Genomic DNA, 13,921 nt, shown 5'->3' on the forward strand with positions numbered 1-13,921 from the left:
ACGCAGACGTCAGCCGGCGCGGCGGCGGGCGCGTCTCGCGGCCAGCTCGTCGGTGGCCGGCGGGGTCGCCGGTTCGACGTCGGCCGGTTCGCCGGGCTCGGCGGCCAGGCTGGACAGGGTGCCCTCGATCTCCTTGAAGGCGCCGCCGATCGCGATGCCGAACACGCCCTGGCCGCCCTGGAGCAGATCCACGACCTCCTCGGGCGAGCGGCACTCGTACACGGTGGTGCCGTCGGAGATCAGGGTGATGCCGGCCAGGTCGGAGACGCCGCGGGAGCGCAGGGTGTCGATCGCCTTGCGGATGTTCTGCAACGACACACCGGCATCGAGCAGGCGCTTGACCACCTTCAGCACCACGATGTCGCGGAACGAGTAGAGCCGCTGGGTGCCCGACCCCGACGCGTCGCGGACGCTCGGGACCACGAGTGCGGTGCGCGCCCAGTAGTCGAGTTGCCGGTAGCTGATGCCGGCCGCGTGGCAGGCGGTCACACCGCGGTAACCGACGGTGTCGTCCGCGTGAGCGGGCCCCAACTCCGCCGACCCATCCATGTGACCCACCACCGTTTCTCGCCCGGCCCCAGCACGCGGCGACCGGCATCCGTTACAGACTGCCAAACCCTACCGCCTGTATCGACAGATTCCCGCCAGGTAACGCACTCGACACGCCGTTCCGACACGCCGAAATCCTTGCTGCGTAAGGGTTTGTCACCCGTTTGGGGCAGTTTGCCGGGGACGCCCGATTAGCGCTGCGCCAGCTAGCGACGCTAACCCGCGAAGTCTTCCGGCCGCACCTGCTCCAGGAACTCCCGGAACTTCTCGACCTCGTCCTCCTGCTCGTCGGGGATGACGATGGCGGCCTCGGTGAGCACCTGGTCGGCGCAGCGGATGGGGGCGCCGACCCGCAGGGCCAGCGCGATCGAGTCGCTCGGGCGGGCGGACACGCGGACGCCCTCCCCGATGATCAACTCGGCGTAGAAGATGTTGTCGCGCATCTCGACGATCTCGACGGCGCGCAGCGGCTGCTTCAGCGCCTGCAGGATGTCGCGCAGGAGATCGTGGGTCAGCGGACGGGCCGGCTTGACCCCCTGCTGCTCGTACGCGATCGCCGTTGCTTCCACCGCACCGATCCAGATCGGCAGGTAGCGGTCGCCGTCGACCTCCTTGAGCAGCACGATCGGCTGGTTGCTAGGTAGTTCGACCCGCACCCCAACCACGTTCAGCTCACGCACCGCAGCGCCCTTCGGTTCGCCGACCTATCCCTGCACGGTACACGCAGCAGGCAGGCTCCGTGCAGCGGCGCGTGGGGCGCAAGAGTCACAACTACCGCAGCGTCTGCCCGAGACCGACACGCACCAGCGCGGCGTGCAGACGCCCCGTGAGCCCGGAAAGCTCACGCACCGTCTCGGCCGCCCGGTCCCGCGCCGCCGGCCCGGTGCCGCGCGCCAGCGGCGCGATCAACTGGGTGAACAGGCCCACCTCGCGGTCGGCGGCGACCCGGTAGGCCCGCAGGTGCCGCGCGGTCACGCCGTACTCGGAGAGCGCACCCGCCACGGTGAGCACCTCGACCGCGTCGGGCGCGTACAGCCCACCGTCCTCCGGTGCCACGATGCCGTGCTTCTCGAGGTCGACCAGGATCTCCTCGGAGACGCCCGTGCGGGCGAGAAGGTCCGCGCGGTCGACCCTTTCGTCAGCGGCGGCCGGCACCGCCGCCGGGCTTTCGGTGGACGCGGGGGGCACGGCCACGAGTACGGGCGTGCCCGCCAGCGTCTCGCCCCGGTCGATCGCGGCCAACTGTTCGCGGATGACGCGCAGCGGCAGGTAGTGGTCGCGCTGGGCGGCCAGCACGTACCGGAGGCGGGCGACGTCGGCACGGGTGTACTTCCGGTAACCCGACGGGGTGCGGCTGGGCTCGACCAGCCCCTCCGATTCGAGGAACCGCAGCTTCGAGATGCTGACGTCGGGGAAGTCGCCCCGCAGCTGGTTCAGCACCTCACCGATGCTCAGCGGCGTCTCGGGCGAACTCCACACACGATCGGACCGGGCACGCGCGGATCGGGCGGCGGAAGAGCTACCCGATCCGGACGTCACCAGGCAACTTTACCGGTCGTCGGGGCGCGGACCCGCGATGAACACTAGCCGGAACTTGCCGATCTGGACCTCGTCGCCGTTACTGAGCGTGGCCGACTCCACCCGCTCACGGTTGACGTACGTGCCGTTCAGGCTGCCGACGTCACGCACGGTGAAGATGCCGCTCTCGCGGTGGAACTCGGCGTGCCGGCGCGACACGGTGACGTCGTCGAGGAAGATGTCGCTGTCGGGATGGCGACCGCTCGTGGTGACGTCGTGGTCGAGCAGGAACCGGGCGCCGGCGTTCGGCCCGCGCCGCACGGCCAGCAGCGCCGTACCCGGCGGCAGCGACCCGGAGACCCGGCCCGCGGTGGTGTCCGGCGGATCCTGGTCGACGCCGTCGTCCAGCGCGCCAAGGTTCAGCGTGGACGTGACGTCGAGCGGGGGAAACTCGTCGTCCTGGCGCGTCATCGGATCACCTCACGGGTCAAAGGTCGGGCAACCGCAGCGAACTATCGAGCAGAGCAGTGCGTACCACAGAGCAGGAACTACACAGAGCAAAGCAGTCACATACGACACCGGGTCGCACGGTTGCCTCGGCAACCCTAGCGACGGCCGGTTTTCAGGGTCAACCAGGCGCGCGGACCGTGATTCACACGGATCGGCGCCGGCCGGCCCTAGTTTTCCGTCAACGCCTGGTACGCGGCGGCGTCGAGCAACCCGGCAACGGCCTCCGGATCGGACGGTTCGATCTCCACCAGCCAGCCGGCGCCGTACGGGTCGGAGTTGACCACGGCCGGATCGGCGTCGAGCGCCTCGTTGCGGGCCACCACCCGGCCGGACACCGGCGCGTAGATCTCCGAGACGCTCTTGGTGGACTCGACCTCGCCCAGCGAGTCACCCGCCTGCACCTCGGTGCCGGGCTCGGGCAACTGGACGAACACGATGTCGCCGAGCGAGTCCTGCGCGAAGTCGGTGATACCGATGCGCACGCCGCCGGAGCCGCCGGCGGCCACCGGGGACACCCACTCGTGCTCCGCGGTGTAGCGCAGATCTTCCGGAGTCACTGCTTACCTACCGTTCAGTTCACTGGCCGGGCGTACTTCAACGGGTCACCGTCGTGGAGCGCCGTGACCTTGATCAGCCCCGGCTGGTGCATGGTCACGTTACCGCCGCGCTGGCGAACGGCGTCCACCACCCCACCCGGGATGTTCAACGCCGTCTGCATCGTCTGGGGATCGCCGATCACGTCGATCGTGTACGGGGCCGACATCGGGACCCCGTCGACGGTGATCCCCTCCCCCGAGTCGACGAAGTAGGTGCCCGCGACGATACGCACCGGAGCCCCCGCGCCGCCGGCGATCTGCATCGCCTCGGCGCCCGCGCCGCGCAGTTCCTCGACCGCGTCGAGCACGCTGTCGGCACGGATCCGCTGGTCACGCGGGGCGAACACGACCTGGACACCGGGACCCTCGGCGGGCAGCGTGCCGGCGAGGATCCCGAGCACCTCGGCCCGGCGCCGGGCCTCGGCCAGCGCCGCCTCCTTGCCCTGCGCGCCCGACTCGAGCTGGCGCTTGGAGTCCTCCAGCTCGGCGATCTCGCGGCGCAGGCGCTCCTGCCGGGCGTCGAGGTCGGAGAGGATCCGGACCAGGTCCTCGGGGCGCGCGTTGTCGAGACCCGAGTCGGCGTTGGTGCTGCGCACCTGGGCGGCGATCGCGAACCCGAGCACCACGAGCAGCACCCCGATCAGGGCACCCGCACCGGAGGCGCGCCGGCGGCGCCGCTCCTCCGGCGGAGTGGTCTCCTCCACCGGGGTTTCTTCCGCCGCCACCTGATCGCCCACCTCCGCCTCCTCGGGCGGCTCGGTGTGCGTATTCTCAAGATCTTTGTCTTGGTCTTTTTCCACCGCTACGCCCGGAAAAGGTGGCGGCGGATGGCCGCGACGTTGCCGAAGATGCGGACGCCCAGGACCACCACGACGCTGATCGACAGCTGGCCGCCGACGCCGAGCTGGTCGCCCAGGAACACGATGAACGCGGCGACCAGGACGTTCGACACGAACGAGATCACGAATTGCTTGTCGTCGAAGATGCCGTCGAGCTTCGCGCGGACCCCGCCGAACACCGCGTCGAGCGCGGCGACCACCGCGATCGGCAGGTACGGCTCCAGGACGGCCGGCACCGTCGGCTGCAGCACCAGGCCCAGGACGACGCCGGCGATCAGGCCGAGGACGGCGATCACCGGGGACTCCCCGAGACGCTGGGCGAAACGCTGGGCGAAACGCTGGGCGACGCGCTGGGTGGACGGGCGTACTGGAGGCCGGGGTCGGCGCCCGCTGGCAGCGTGAGCCCGTCCTTGGCCTCGATGTCGAACTGCATCCGGTAGGTCTCCGCGAAACGTTTGAAGCGCTTGCCGGTGGCCGAGTCGGCCAGCCGCTTGTCGATGCCGTCGGGCCCGATCGCCGACAGCTGGTAGGGCCGGGTGACCGGCTTGAAGTCGACCAGGATCGCCTCGCCGGCGGCCCGGATCGTCGTGATGGCGGTGAGGCGCTGCCCGTTGATCGCGATCGCCTCGGCGCCCGCCTCCCACAGCGCGTTGGCGAGATCCTGCAGGTCACGGTCGATCACGCGGCCCGGGTTCTCCGGGTCGACGCTGCCGGTGACCGGATCGACCGCGGCCGGCGCGTCGGAGACGGTGACGACGACGCCGTCGCCCTTCACGCGGCCGAGGCCGGTGCGGGCCTCCAGGTCCTTCAGGCGCAGCAGCTCCGGGTCCTCGGCCAGGGCGTTCTCGCGGGCCTGGGACACCTCGTCGCGCAGGCCGTCGGCGTCGCGGGCCAGTTGGTCGGCCTCGGACCGCCGGTCGGCGACCTCCTTGGCCAGGTCGGCCTGGGTCTGGTTGGCGTCCGGCTTGGCGGCGACGACCTGCTGGTAGGCGACGGCGAGCAGGAAGCCGACCAGCGCCAGCGCGATCGCGCGGCCCGCCTTGCCGCCCCGCTGCTGCCAGGGCGGGCGGGGACCGTGCTCCTCCCGGCGCCGGGCGGCGTCGGCGTAGCCGGAGTCGAGCGGCGTGCGGAAGAGGTCGGTGAGGAGGTCGTTCGCCTCCCGGTGCGGCGGTCTCGTCATGCCGTCGCTGCGCTCGCTCATGCGGGCTGCCTGGTGGCGGAGGCGGCCTGGCCCACGTAGAGGGCCGCCGCCAGCCAGTACATGGCGATCCCCCACCAGGCCAGGCCCCAGCCGATCGGGTGCGCGTACGGGTTGGCGGCCTCGCTCGCGTGCGCGAGCAGCAGCACCGGGAACGCGGCGAGCAGCAGGAACGTCGCCGTCTTGCCGAGGTAGTGCACCGGCGGCGGGCCAAACCCGTTGCGCCGCAGCACCAGCAGGGTGACGCCCATGACGAGTTCGCGCAGGATCAGCGCCAGCGTGAACGCCAGCGGCAGCACGCCCTCGACCGTGAACGCCACCACCGTGGCCGCGATGTAGAGCCGGTCGACGGCCGGGTCGAGGATCTCGCCGAGCCGGCTCACCTGCCCGAAGCGGCGGGCGACCCACCCGTCGACCCAGTCGGTGGTGCCGCCGACGGCGAGCACGGCCACCGCCCAACCGGGGGCGTCGGCCACAAAGAGCAGGAACAGAAACAGGGGGACGCCGAGCAGGCGCGCGAAGCTGATGGCGTTGGCCGCGGTCAGCACCCGACCACGTGCTGCCTCCATGTACGTCCCGCTCCCCTGGCCCCACCTCACCGTTCCGGGTCGGAACTCTACCCGTCGGTGAGCGCGGCGCGGATCGCGGTGTCGACGTCGGGGTGGCGGAACCCGAACCCGGCCTCGGTGAGCCGGTGCGGGACCACCCTCAGCCCGCCGAAGACCTCGTCGGCCACCTCACCGAGGACGGGCCGCAGCACGGCGTACGGCAGGGACACGGCGGCCGGCCGGCGCAGTGCCCGGCCGAGCGCCGTGGCGAAGTCGCGGTTCCGCACCGGTTCGGGCGCGGTGACGTTGTACGCGCCGGCCGCGCCCGGCAGCATCGCGAGGAACCGGATCGCGCCGACCGCGTCGGCCAGCGACACGTGGCTCCAGTACTCCCGCCCCGTACCGAACCGGCCGCCGAGCCCCAGCTTGAACAGCGGGAGCATCCGTTCGAGCAGGCCGCCCTTCCTCGACAGCACCAGCCCGAGCCGCAGGTGCACGACCCCGTCGCCCGCGGCCTTCTCCCAGTCCTGCGCGACCGTGGGCAGCAGGCCGTCGTAGGGGCCGGGTTCACTGGCTTCGGTGAGTTCCTCGTCGCCGCGGTCGATCCCGTACCACCGGATGCCCGATGCGCTCAGGAACACCCGCGGTGGCTTCGTCGCCCCGGCGACCATGCCCGCCAGGGCCGCGGCCGTACCGATCCGGCTCGCGCGGATGGCGTTCTTGCGGGCGGCGGTCCAGCGCCCGTTGAGCGGCGACCCGGCGAGGTTGACGAGAATGTCGCAGCCGTCGACGAGTTCCGGGTCGGGCCGTTCCGGGTCCCAGCTCCGCTCGTCCGGCTTCTCCGCTTCCCGGCGGACGAGCCGGCACACGGTGTGCCCCCCGTACCGGTAGGACGCGCACAGGGCCTGCCCGATGAGGCCGCTCGCTCCCGCGATCACGACCCGTGCCTTTCGTTGGTGCTGTGCCCCGCCCCCGGTCACCGGCCGAGGATAGAGCCCGCGGGTCAGGTCTGCGGACCGCTCCAGCCCCAACGAGGTGTCGGAAGGCCGTCGCCAACCGCGGTGCCGGCTCGTGCGAACACCTCGGCGACAGCCGACTCCATGTACGTCCGGAGCAGGGCGCGGAACTCCGGATCGGTCGGCAGGCCGGCGTCATCGGCGGCCGCGACGAAACACTCGACGAACCGGTCGCCCATCCCGTCGCCGGGTTCGGCTCCACTGTGGACGCGGAGCATCCTCGTGTGCCCGCCGGGGTAGCGGGCCGGCCCCCCGAACACCTCTCCCCAGTAGGCGGCCAGCCGCTCGACGTGGTCGGGATGGGTGCCGCGCGAGAAGGGATGATCGAGGACGGGGTCGGCCAGGCAGCGGGCGTGGTGGGCGGCGGCGAGCGCCCGGAAGGCGTCCGCACCCCCGGCGAACTCGAAAACCGACGGCCGTCCCATGCCGACGAGAATGCCACGCGCGGGGCGGAAGCGGGCGCTGGTCAGGGCACGAGGCCGCCGACCACGGCCTGGCCGGTCTGGGCGGCTTTCGCGAAGAAGCCGGCCAGGCTGTGTGCCGGCGGGTGGATCGCCGGGACGGCGACGGCCGTGTGCACGCGTTCGATCGTCTCGTCGGACCAGTTGCCGGCCGCGCCGACGGCGTGCACGAGACGGTTCAGGAAGTCCGGTGACCACGACTCGGCCAGCACGGGCGCGTACGACGCGAACTCGTCCGGGTCCCAGCCGGCGGCGGCGCCCAGCGAGCGGGCCGTGGCGTCGACGTCGGCGTCGGGCGGGTCGGTGTCGGCGGGCGGTTCGGGGGCCCAGCCCTCCTCGACCAGGCCCACGGCCACCGCCCGGACGTCGGGCACGTCGAGGGCGAACGCCGGGCCGACGGTCAGCTCGTCGTAGCCGAGGGGTTCGGTGCCGTTGACCGCGGTGTCGAACCAGGCGCGGGTGGGCTTGGCGTCGGCGGTCGCCACGAGGTCGTCGAAGTCGGCGACGAAGTTGCCGGCCGCACCGAGGATGTCGGCGAGCATCGAGGGGCGCGAGCGGATCGCGTCGAGCACTGCCGGGCTGATGCGGGCCAGCACCAGTTGCATCACTACGGACGTGTCCGACACATCGTTACGTTAAGGCCTCAGAGCCAACCCCGCTCGTCGGCGATGCGCACCGCCTCGGCCCGGGTACGGGCGCCGGTCTTGCCGATCGCGGCGGACAGGTGGTTGCGCACCGTGCCCTCGGAGAGACCCAGCGAAAAGGCGATGTCGGCGACCGTCCCGCCCTCGCGGGCCGCCCGCAGGACGCCCGTCTCGCGCGGGGTCAGCGGGGTGTCGCCGCTGGCCAGCGTCTCCGCGGCCAGCGTCGGGTCCACCACGCGCAGCCCCAGCGCCACCCGGCGGACCGCGTCGGCCAGTTCCCGGGCCGGCGTGTCCTTCACGACGAAGCCGCCCGCGCCCGCCTCCATGGCCCGCCGCAGGTAGCCGGGCCGGCCGAACGTCGTCACCACGAGAACGCGACACGCGGGCACGGCCGCGCGCAGGGCGGCCGTCGCGGCGATGCCGTCGAGGCCGGGCATCTCGACGTCGAGCAGCGCGACGTCGGGACGGGTGCGCCGGGCCGCCTCGACCACCTCGTCGCCGCGGCCCACCTCGGCCACCACCTCGAGGTCGATCTCCAGGTCGAGCAGCGCGGCCAGCGCGCCCCGCACGAGCGCCTGGTCGTCGGCGAGCAGGAGGCGGATCACGGCACCGTCACCGTCAACACGAACCCGCCGCTGTCCGCGCGTCCGATGGACAGCGCACCACCGGCGGCCGCGACCCGTTCGCGGAGCCCGGCCAGGCCCGCGCCGCCGCCGGAATCTGACGGCCCCCGGCCGTCGTCCAGGATCTCGACCGAACGGCCCGACAAGAGGACGCGGCAGGTCCGCGCACCGCTGTGCCGCACCACGTTCGTGACCCCCTCCCGCACCACCCAGCCGAACAGCTCCTGCCGCGCGGCCGGAACAACCCCGCAATCGGCCGGCAGCGACGCCTCGATCCCTGCGGCCGCCAGCGCACCCCGCGCCCGGGCCAGCTCGACGCCGAGCGACACCTCGCGGTACCCGCCGACCGCGGTCCGCACGTCGGTGAGCGCCTCCCGCGCCAGCCGCTGGATGTCGGACAGCTCGGCCTCGGCCCGGTCGGGGGCCAGGTGCAGCAGCCGGCCGGCGAGCTCCGCCTTCACCGACACCACCGTGAGCGAGTGGCCGAGCAGGTCATGCAGGTCGCGGGCGAACCGGTTGCGCTCCGCGTCGACGGCCAGCCGCTCGATCTCCTCGCGCGCCGCGGCGAGCTGCGTGTTGCGCTCCACCAGGTGCACGACGCCCCACACGGCCAGCGCGGCGATGCCCACCTGGAAGGCGAGGTCGTCGTTGCGCGTCCACCCGGGGAGCGTACGGGGCAGCACGAGCGCCGCCGCCGCGAGCACGCCGACCAGCGCCCAGGCCGCGCGGGTCGGCAGCGCGAACACCGCCATCGCCGCGAGGTACACCAGCGCCGTCATCGACGGCTGGCCGATGGCCAGCGCCAGCACCACCACCAGCGCGATCATCGACGCCAGGATCGCGGTGGTCTCGGGCCGCCCGATCCGCCGGGCCTTGCCCCGCAGCGACATCCGCAGCCGCAGGAACCCGACGACGTACACCGCCGAGTACGCGACGGCCGCGGCGACGCCGACCACCCGCCGCCACGTCTCCGGGTGCTGCCAGGCGGCCTCGATCGGGTAGACCATGTAGACCAGCCAGACGGCGACCCACAGCCACACGAAGCGGAAATGGCGCACGCTAACAAGCTCTCATGCCCGTGCCGTGTCGACCCGGAACCGGCGGATCCCGATGATCCCCAGCCCGACCGCCCACGCCAGCAGCACCAGCACCGCCTTGCCGTCGAGCGAGCCGTGCGTGAGCGGCGCGCGGGCCACGTCGGCGGCCCAGTAGGCCGGCGTCCAGGTGGCGACGACGCGCATCGCGTGCGGCATCTGGTCCAGCGGCAACCACAGCCCGCCGAACAGCGCGAGCAGGAAGAACAGCAGTCCGCTGACCTGCTGGATGCTCTCCGGCTTCGCCACGTACCCGATGATCAGGCCGAGCGCGGCGAACGGCAGCGCCGACAGCCACGAGCCGAGGAACACCAGCGCCCAGGTGCCGGCGCTGAGCCGCACGTCGAGGAACGCCGCGCCCAGGGCATAAACGACGGTCAACGGCGGGAGAACGAGAACAAGGGCGAGCACCACCTTGCTCAGCACGTACTTCAGCGGGTTCAGCGGCGTCAGGCGCAGTTGCCGGTTCCAGCCGACGCCGCGCTCGACCGCGATCGACCCGGCCGCGCCGGTCGCCGACGACATCGCCCCGAAGATCCCCATGCTGACCATGATGTAGGCGGCGACCGTCGTCCCCTGGTAGGCCTCGTGCTTGTCCGGTGAGCCGATCACGAGCAGCAGGATCGACGGCAGCAGAATGCTGAAGACGAGGACCCGCTTGTTGCGGAGCACCCGGACGACCTCCAGGCGCAGGTATGTCAGGTTCACCGGGTTTCTCCAGACGTGAGAGCGAGGAACGCGTCCTCGAGGCCGTGCGCGGAGACTTCGATGTCGCGGGCGGCCGTGCGCCGCAGCAGCGCGCGCAGCGCGGCGTCCGAATCGGTACAGGTCAGGAGGACGGTGTTCCCGCGCGCCTCGGCCCGGTCCACCCCGGGCAGCCCGGCGAGTTCGCTGAGGTGCGCCCCGGGGATCGTGGCCCGGATCGTGCGGCCCGCCACCAGCGACTTGATGTGCGCGGGCGTGCCGTCGGCGATCACCGTGCCGGCGCGCATCAGCACCACCCGGTCGGCGTAGGCGTCGGCCTCGTCGAGGTAGTGGGTGGCGAACAGCACCGTGCGGCCCCGCGCCGTCTCGGCGTGCATCGCCGTCCAGAACGCCCGCCGGGCCTCCACGTCGAGGCCGGTGGTGGGCTCGTCGAGCACGATGAGGTCGGGGTCGGCGACGAGCGCCAGCGCGAACCGCACCCGTTGCCGCTGGCCGCCGGACAGCGTGCCGACCCGGCGCTTGGCGAGGTCGCCGACCCCGGCCCGCGCCATCACCTCGGGCACGGGGCGGTGCGCCTTGTACAGCGAGGCGGCGAGCGTGACGATCTCGGCGACGTTCAGGTCGGGCAGCAGGCCCCCGGACTGGAGCATCGCGCCGACCCGGCCGGCGGCGATGGCCCGGTCGGGGGCCAGGTCGTAGAGGGAGACGGTGCCGGCGTCCGGCCGGAGCAGGCCGAGCAGCAGGTCGATGGTCGTGGACTTGCCGGCCCCGTTGGGTCCGAGCAGCGCCACGACCTCGCCGGGTTCGATGCTGAGGTCGAGGCCGTCCACGGCGGTCACCGCGCCGAACCTCTTGGTGAGGCCGGTCAGCCGGACGGCTCCGGTCTTGGTGGTCATCACTGGCATGAATCGATGGTCGGGCGGGTACGGCCTTGTGCGGGCTGCGGCCCGTCACGGCGCGGCCATGACGGATGTCATGGCCGCGGGGCCGGCGTCGCCTGGACTGAGGAGTGAAGGGAGCGCAGCGACCGGAGCGACGAGGGAAGGTGGCGCCTACGAGGCCTCGCGGCCCGCGCGAGCGGAGCGAGCGCATTGAGCATGGCCGCGGGTCCGAATCGTGGACGCCCGTGAGCGCGGCCGCCGATCTTCGCGCGCCCACATCGTGGGAAGGCCGAGGAGACGCCCGTTCGGGCGAATCGATCTTCGCCGTCTCGTCCTAGATGATGGGATCGGCGCGCCGCAAGAGCACCGCCCGCTCCCGCTCGTTGCGGGTGAGCTCCGCCGCCCGGGCGAACTCCGCCCGTGCCTCGGCGGTGCGGCCGAGCCGGGCCAGCAGGTCACCCCGCACGGACGGTAGCAGGTGGTAGCCACGCAGTTCGCCGATCCCGTCCAGGATCTCCAGGCCCCGCTCCGGTCCGTAGGCCATCGCGACGGCCACCGCGCGGTTCACCTCGACGACCGGCGTCGGCGTGACCGCCCGCAGCGACCCGTACAGCGCGGCGATCGCCACCCAGTCGGTGTCCTCGGGCCGCCGCGCGCGGGCGTGGCAGGCGGCGATCGCGGCCTGCAGGACGTACGGCCCCGGCGGCTTTCCGAGTCGTTCGGCGCTCAGGAGCGCGGCGTACCCGCGCCGGATCAGCAACTGGTCCCACCGGCCGCGGTTCTGCTCCAGCAGCGGAACGGGGGTGCCGTCGCGGTCGACGCGGGCCGCCGTCCGCGATGCCTGGATCTCCATCAGCGCCACCAGCCCGTGCACCTCGGGCTCGTGCGGGGCGAGCCCGGCCAGCACCCGGCCGAGGCGCAGCGCCTCGTGGGTCAGTTCCGGACGCATCCACTCGTCGCCGGCCGTGGCCGTGTAGCCCTCGTTGAAGATCAGGTACACCACCTCCAGCACCGACGACAGCCGTTCCGCGCGCTCGGCCGCCGGCGGAAGCTCGAACCGCCTGCCGGCGAGCGCGCGCTTGGCCCGGACGATCCGCTGGGCGACGGTCGCCTCGGGCACCACGAACGCGCGGGCGATCTCGTCGGTGGCCAGCCCGCCGAGGACGCGCAGCGTCAGGGCCACCCGCGACTCGGTGGGCAGCGCCGGGTGGCAGGCCATGAAGATGAGCGTGAGCAGGTCGTCGCGGACGTCGTCCGGATCCAGCACCGCGTCGAAGTCGGCGGTGCCCGCCGTGCGCTGCGCCGCCTCGACGTCGCGCCCGATCTCGGCGACCTTGTCGGCGAGCCGGTCGTCGCGGCGCAGCCGGTCGATCGCCCGGTGCCGTGCCGTGGTCATCAGCCACCCGGCCGGGTTCGGCGGAACTCCCTTGGCGGGCCACTCCTCCAGCGCCAGCACCAGCGCGTCCTGGGCCAGCTCCTCGGCCAGCCCGACGTCGCGGACCAGCCGCGCCAACGCCGCGACGATGTGGGCCGCCTCGAGCCGCCAGACCGCCTCGACCGTCGCCCGCGGATCCCGGCTCACGGCGTTTCTCTGCTCATTGGGGCCCGAACACCTGACGGAGGTCGCCCTCACCGTCCTTGACGATCGCCCAGAACCGGCGGCTCAACTCGATCGCCTCCTCCTTGGAGCGCACGTCGACGAGCGCGAAACTGACGATCGTCTCCTTCGACTCCGCGTACGGCCCGTCGGTGAACGCCACCCGCCCGCCGCTGGCCGTCGCGTGGGTGCCGTCCATCGCCAGGCCACCGGTCGCGAGGAGGACGCCCGCGTTGGTGAGCTCTTCGATGAACCGGCCCATCTCGGCGTAGAGCGTCTCGTCGGCCGTCGGCCCGCCACCGTTCATGGTCATGAGGAAGCGCATGGCGTCCCATCCAACCAGACGCATGCCGGAGGCGGCGTCGGCGCGCTTACTGGAGCCAGATGCGTTTGGCGGTGCGACTCGCAGCAGCAGCGGCCGCCCACACCGCCCCTGATCTTGCAGTTGTGCTCGCCGAAAAACGGGCGAATTCCGGCGAAAGGGCGGGCACAACTGCAAGATCGACCACCGAGGACGTTTTTCCAGCGTGGATCTTGTCGATTCGGGCGGGGGTCGTTCGCTGAACCCGGTGACCGACAATCACCCTGGAGGAGATCATGCGCAAGCTCATCGTCGCCGAGTTCATCGCCCTGGACGGCGTCGTCGAATCGCCCGAGCGGTGGCACATGACGTACGTGGACGCGGAGATGTTCGCCGCGATGTGGCCCGCCGGCAGCGACATCGACACGTTGCTGCTGGGCCGCGTCACCTACGACAGCTTCGCCGGCGCGTTCGCACACGGGTCCGACGACGACCCGGTGGTCGCGAACATGAACCGCCCGGAGAAGATCGTGGTGACCGGAAAAGCCGGCGACCTGTCCTGGAAGAACTCCCGCAAGCTCCAGGGAGACCTCCTGCCCGCCGTCCGGGCGTTGAAGGCCGAACCCGGTGGGTCGATCGCGGTCGTGGGGAGCACGACGCTGGCCCGCACCCTGCTCGACGCCGGCCTGGTCGACGAGCTCAGCCTGCTGCTGCACCCGGTGGTCGTCGGCACCGGCGAACGCCTGTTCCCGCCGGCCGGCCCCGGTGCCACGTTCGAGCTGGCGACCTGCACGCCGCTGAAGTCCGGCGTCGTCCACCTGGTCTACCGCAAGGCGTAAGA

19 protein-coding genes are annotated in these 13,921 nt (G+C 72.2%); 1 reads left to right on the forward strand and 18 read right to left on the reverse strand.

Annotation, left to right across the window (positions count from 1 at the left end):
* Positions 1–9 precede the first annotated feature (9 nt).
* The 18 genes from Vau01_RS53540 to Vau01_RS53625 form a co-directional block, all read right to left on the reverse strand.
* Positions 10–549 (reverse strand): MerR family transcriptional regulator, encoded by a 540-nt coding sequence (locus tag Vau01_RS53540; protein WP_204009322.1) that lies wholly within the window; start codon positions 547–549, stop codon positions 10–12.
* 215 nt (positions 550–764) lie between these two features.
* The gene (locus Vau01_RS53545; protein ID WP_204009324.1) at positions 765–1,229 is read right to left on the reverse strand and encodes a bifunctional nuclease family protein; all 465 of its coding nucleotides are present in this window, start codon (positions 1,227–1,229) and stop codon (positions 765–767) included.
* 91 nt (positions 1,230–1,320) lie between these two features.
* The gene (ftsR, locus tag Vau01_RS53550; RefSeq protein ID WP_204009424.1) at positions 1,321–2,004 is read right to left on the reverse strand and encodes a transcriptional regulator FtsR; all 684 of its coding nucleotides are present in this window, start codon (positions 2,002–2,004) and stop codon (positions 1,321–1,323) included.
* Positions 2,005–2,097: 93 nt separating this feature from the next.
* Positions 2,098–2,538 carry an oxoglutarate dehydrogenase inhibitor Odhl gene (gene odhI / locus Vau01_RS53555; protein WP_203933126.1) on the reverse strand — a complete coding sequence of 147 codons (441 nt, stop codon included), beginning with the start codon at positions 2,536–2,538 and terminating at the stop codon, positions 2,098–2,100.
* A 206-nt stretch (positions 2,539–2,744) separates the two neighbouring features.
* Positions 2,745–3,134 (reverse strand): glycine cleavage system protein GcvH, encoded by a 390-nt coding sequence (gene gcvH, locus Vau01_RS53560; protein ID WP_204009325.1) that lies wholly within the window; start codon positions 3,132–3,134, stop codon positions 2,745–2,747.
* Between the two features lie 14 nt (positions 3,135–3,148).
* Positions 3,149–3,910 carry a DUF881 domain-containing protein gene (locus Vau01_RS53565; RefSeq protein ID WP_204009327.1) on the reverse strand — a complete coding sequence of 254 codons (762 nt, stop codon included), beginning with the start codon at positions 3,908–3,910 and terminating at the stop codon, positions 3,149–3,151.
* Positions 3,911–3,975: 65 nt separating this feature from the next.
* Positions 3,976–4,308 (reverse strand): small basic family protein, encoded by a 333-nt coding sequence (locus Vau01_RS53570; RefSeq protein WP_204009328.1) that lies wholly within the window; start codon positions 4,306–4,308, stop codon positions 3,976–3,978.
* Positions 4,305–5,213 (reverse strand): DUF881 domain-containing protein, encoded by a 909-nt coding sequence (locus Vau01_RS53575; protein WP_204009330.1) that lies wholly within the window; start codon positions 5,211–5,213, stop codon positions 4,305–4,307. Before Vau01_RS53575 ends, Vau01_RS53570 begins: the two co-directional genes overlap by 4 nt.
* A complete protein-coding gene (clsA, locus tag Vau01_RS53580; protein ID WP_204009331.1) occupies positions 5,210–5,779 on the reverse strand; it encodes a cardiolipin synthase ClsA in 570 nt (189 codons plus the stop codon). The genes Vau01_RS53575 and clsA overlap by 4 nt, the downstream gene beginning before the upstream one ends.
* A 47-nt stretch (positions 5,780–5,826) precedes the next feature.
* On the reverse strand, positions 5,827–6,738 hold the full coding sequence (locus Vau01_RS53585; RefSeq protein ID WP_204009333.1) for a TIGR01777 family oxidoreductase: 912 nt from the start codon (positions 6,736–6,738) through the stop codon (positions 5,827–5,829).
* Positions 6,739–6,761: 23 nt separating this feature from the next.
* Positions 6,762–7,199 (reverse strand): globin domain-containing protein, encoded by a 438-nt coding sequence (locus Vau01_RS53590; protein WP_204009334.1) that lies wholly within the window; start codon positions 7,197–7,199, stop codon positions 6,762–6,764.
* A gap of 41 nt (positions 7,200–7,240) precedes the next feature.
* Complete coding sequence (locus tag Vau01_RS64890; protein ID WP_204009336.1) at positions 7,241–7,861, reverse strand: hypothetical protein; 621 nt, start codon at positions 7,859–7,861, stop codon at positions 7,241–7,243.
* A gap of 17 nt (positions 7,862–7,878) precedes the next feature.
* Positions 7,879–8,484: a response regulator transcription factor gene (locus tag Vau01_RS53600; protein ID WP_204009338.1), complete on the reverse strand. Its 606-nt coding sequence runs from the start codon at positions 8,482–8,484 to the stop codon at positions 7,879–7,881.
* Positions 8,481–9,560 (reverse strand): sensor histidine kinase, encoded by a 1,080-nt coding sequence (locus tag Vau01_RS53605; RefSeq protein ID WP_204009340.1) that lies wholly within the window; start codon positions 9,558–9,560, stop codon positions 8,481–8,483. Before Vau01_RS53605 ends, Vau01_RS53600 begins: the two co-directional genes overlap by 4 nt.
* 12 nt (positions 9,561–9,572) lie before the next feature.
* The gene (locus Vau01_RS53610) at positions 9,573–10,304 is read right to left on the reverse strand and encodes an ABC transporter permease (protein WP_204009342.1); all 732 of its coding nucleotides are present in this window, start codon (positions 10,302–10,304) and stop codon (positions 9,573–9,575) included.
* A complete protein-coding gene (locus Vau01_RS53615) occupies positions 10,301–11,206 on the reverse strand; it encodes an ABC transporter ATP-binding protein (protein ID WP_239152731.1) in 906 nt (301 codons plus the stop codon). The genes Vau01_RS53610 and Vau01_RS53615 overlap by 4 nt, the downstream gene beginning before the upstream one ends.
* A 310-nt stretch (positions 11,207–11,516) precedes the next feature.
* Positions 11,517–12,764, reverse strand: coding sequence for an RNA polymerase sigma factor (locus Vau01_RS53620; protein ID WP_204009343.1), 1,248 nt, complete (start codon positions 12,762–12,764; stop codon positions 11,517–11,519).
* Positions 12,765–12,777: 13 nt separating this feature from the next.
* Positions 12,778–13,104 carry a YciI family protein gene (locus Vau01_RS53625; RefSeq protein ID WP_204009345.1) on the reverse strand — a complete coding sequence of 109 codons (327 nt, stop codon included), beginning with the start codon at positions 13,102–13,104 and terminating at the stop codon, positions 12,778–12,780.
* A 272-nt stretch (positions 13,105–13,376) separates the two neighbouring features.
* Between Vau01_RS53625 and Vau01_RS53630 the strand changes: the two genes are divergently transcribed.
* On the forward strand, positions 13,377–13,919 hold the full coding sequence (locus tag Vau01_RS53630; protein ID WP_204009347.1) for a dihydrofolate reductase family protein: 543 nt from the start codon (positions 13,377–13,379) through the stop codon (positions 13,917–13,919).
* Positions 13,920–13,921 lie beyond the last annotated feature (2 nt).

The sequence above is a fragment of the Virgisporangium aurantiacum genome, assembly GCF_016863635.1.
Taxonomy (GTDB): Bacteria; Actinomycetota; Actinomycetes; order Mycobacteriales; family Micromonosporaceae; genus Virgisporangium; species Virgisporangium aurantiacum.

Bases quoted from the DNA above. Each gene is read 5' to 3' on its own strand.
- Vau01_RS53540 (WP_204009322.1), bottom strand. From the start codon at position 549: ATGGATGGGTCGGCGGAGTTGGGGCCCGCTCACGCGGACGACACCGTC.
- odhI (WP_203933126.1), bottom strand. From the start codon at position 2,538: ATGACGCGCCAGGACGACGAGTTTCCCCCGCTCGACGTCACGTCCACG.
- Vau01_RS53575 (WP_204009330.1), bottom strand. From the start codon at position 5,213: ATGAGCGAGCGCAGCGACGGCATGACGAGACCGCCGCACCGGGAGGCG.
- clsA (WP_204009331.1), bottom strand. From the start codon at position 5,779: ATGGAGGCAGCACGTGGTCGGGTGCTGACCGCGGCCAACGCCATCAGC.
- Vau01_RS53590 (WP_204009334.1), bottom strand. From the start codon at position 7,199: ATGGGACGGCCGTCGGTTTTCGAGTTCGCCGGGGGTGCGGACGCCTTC.
- Vau01_RS53615 (WP_239152731.1), bottom strand. From the start codon at position 11,206: ATGCCAGTGATGACCACCAAGACCGGAGCCGTCCGGCTGACCGGCCTC.
- Vau01_RS53625 (WP_204009345.1), bottom strand. From the start codon at position 13,104: ATGCGCTTCCTCATGACCATGAACGGTGGCGGGCCGACGGCCGACGAG.
- Vau01_RS53630 (WP_204009347.1), top strand. From the start codon at position 13,377: ATGCGCAAGCTCATCGTCGCCGAGTTCATCGCCCTGGACGGCGTCGTC.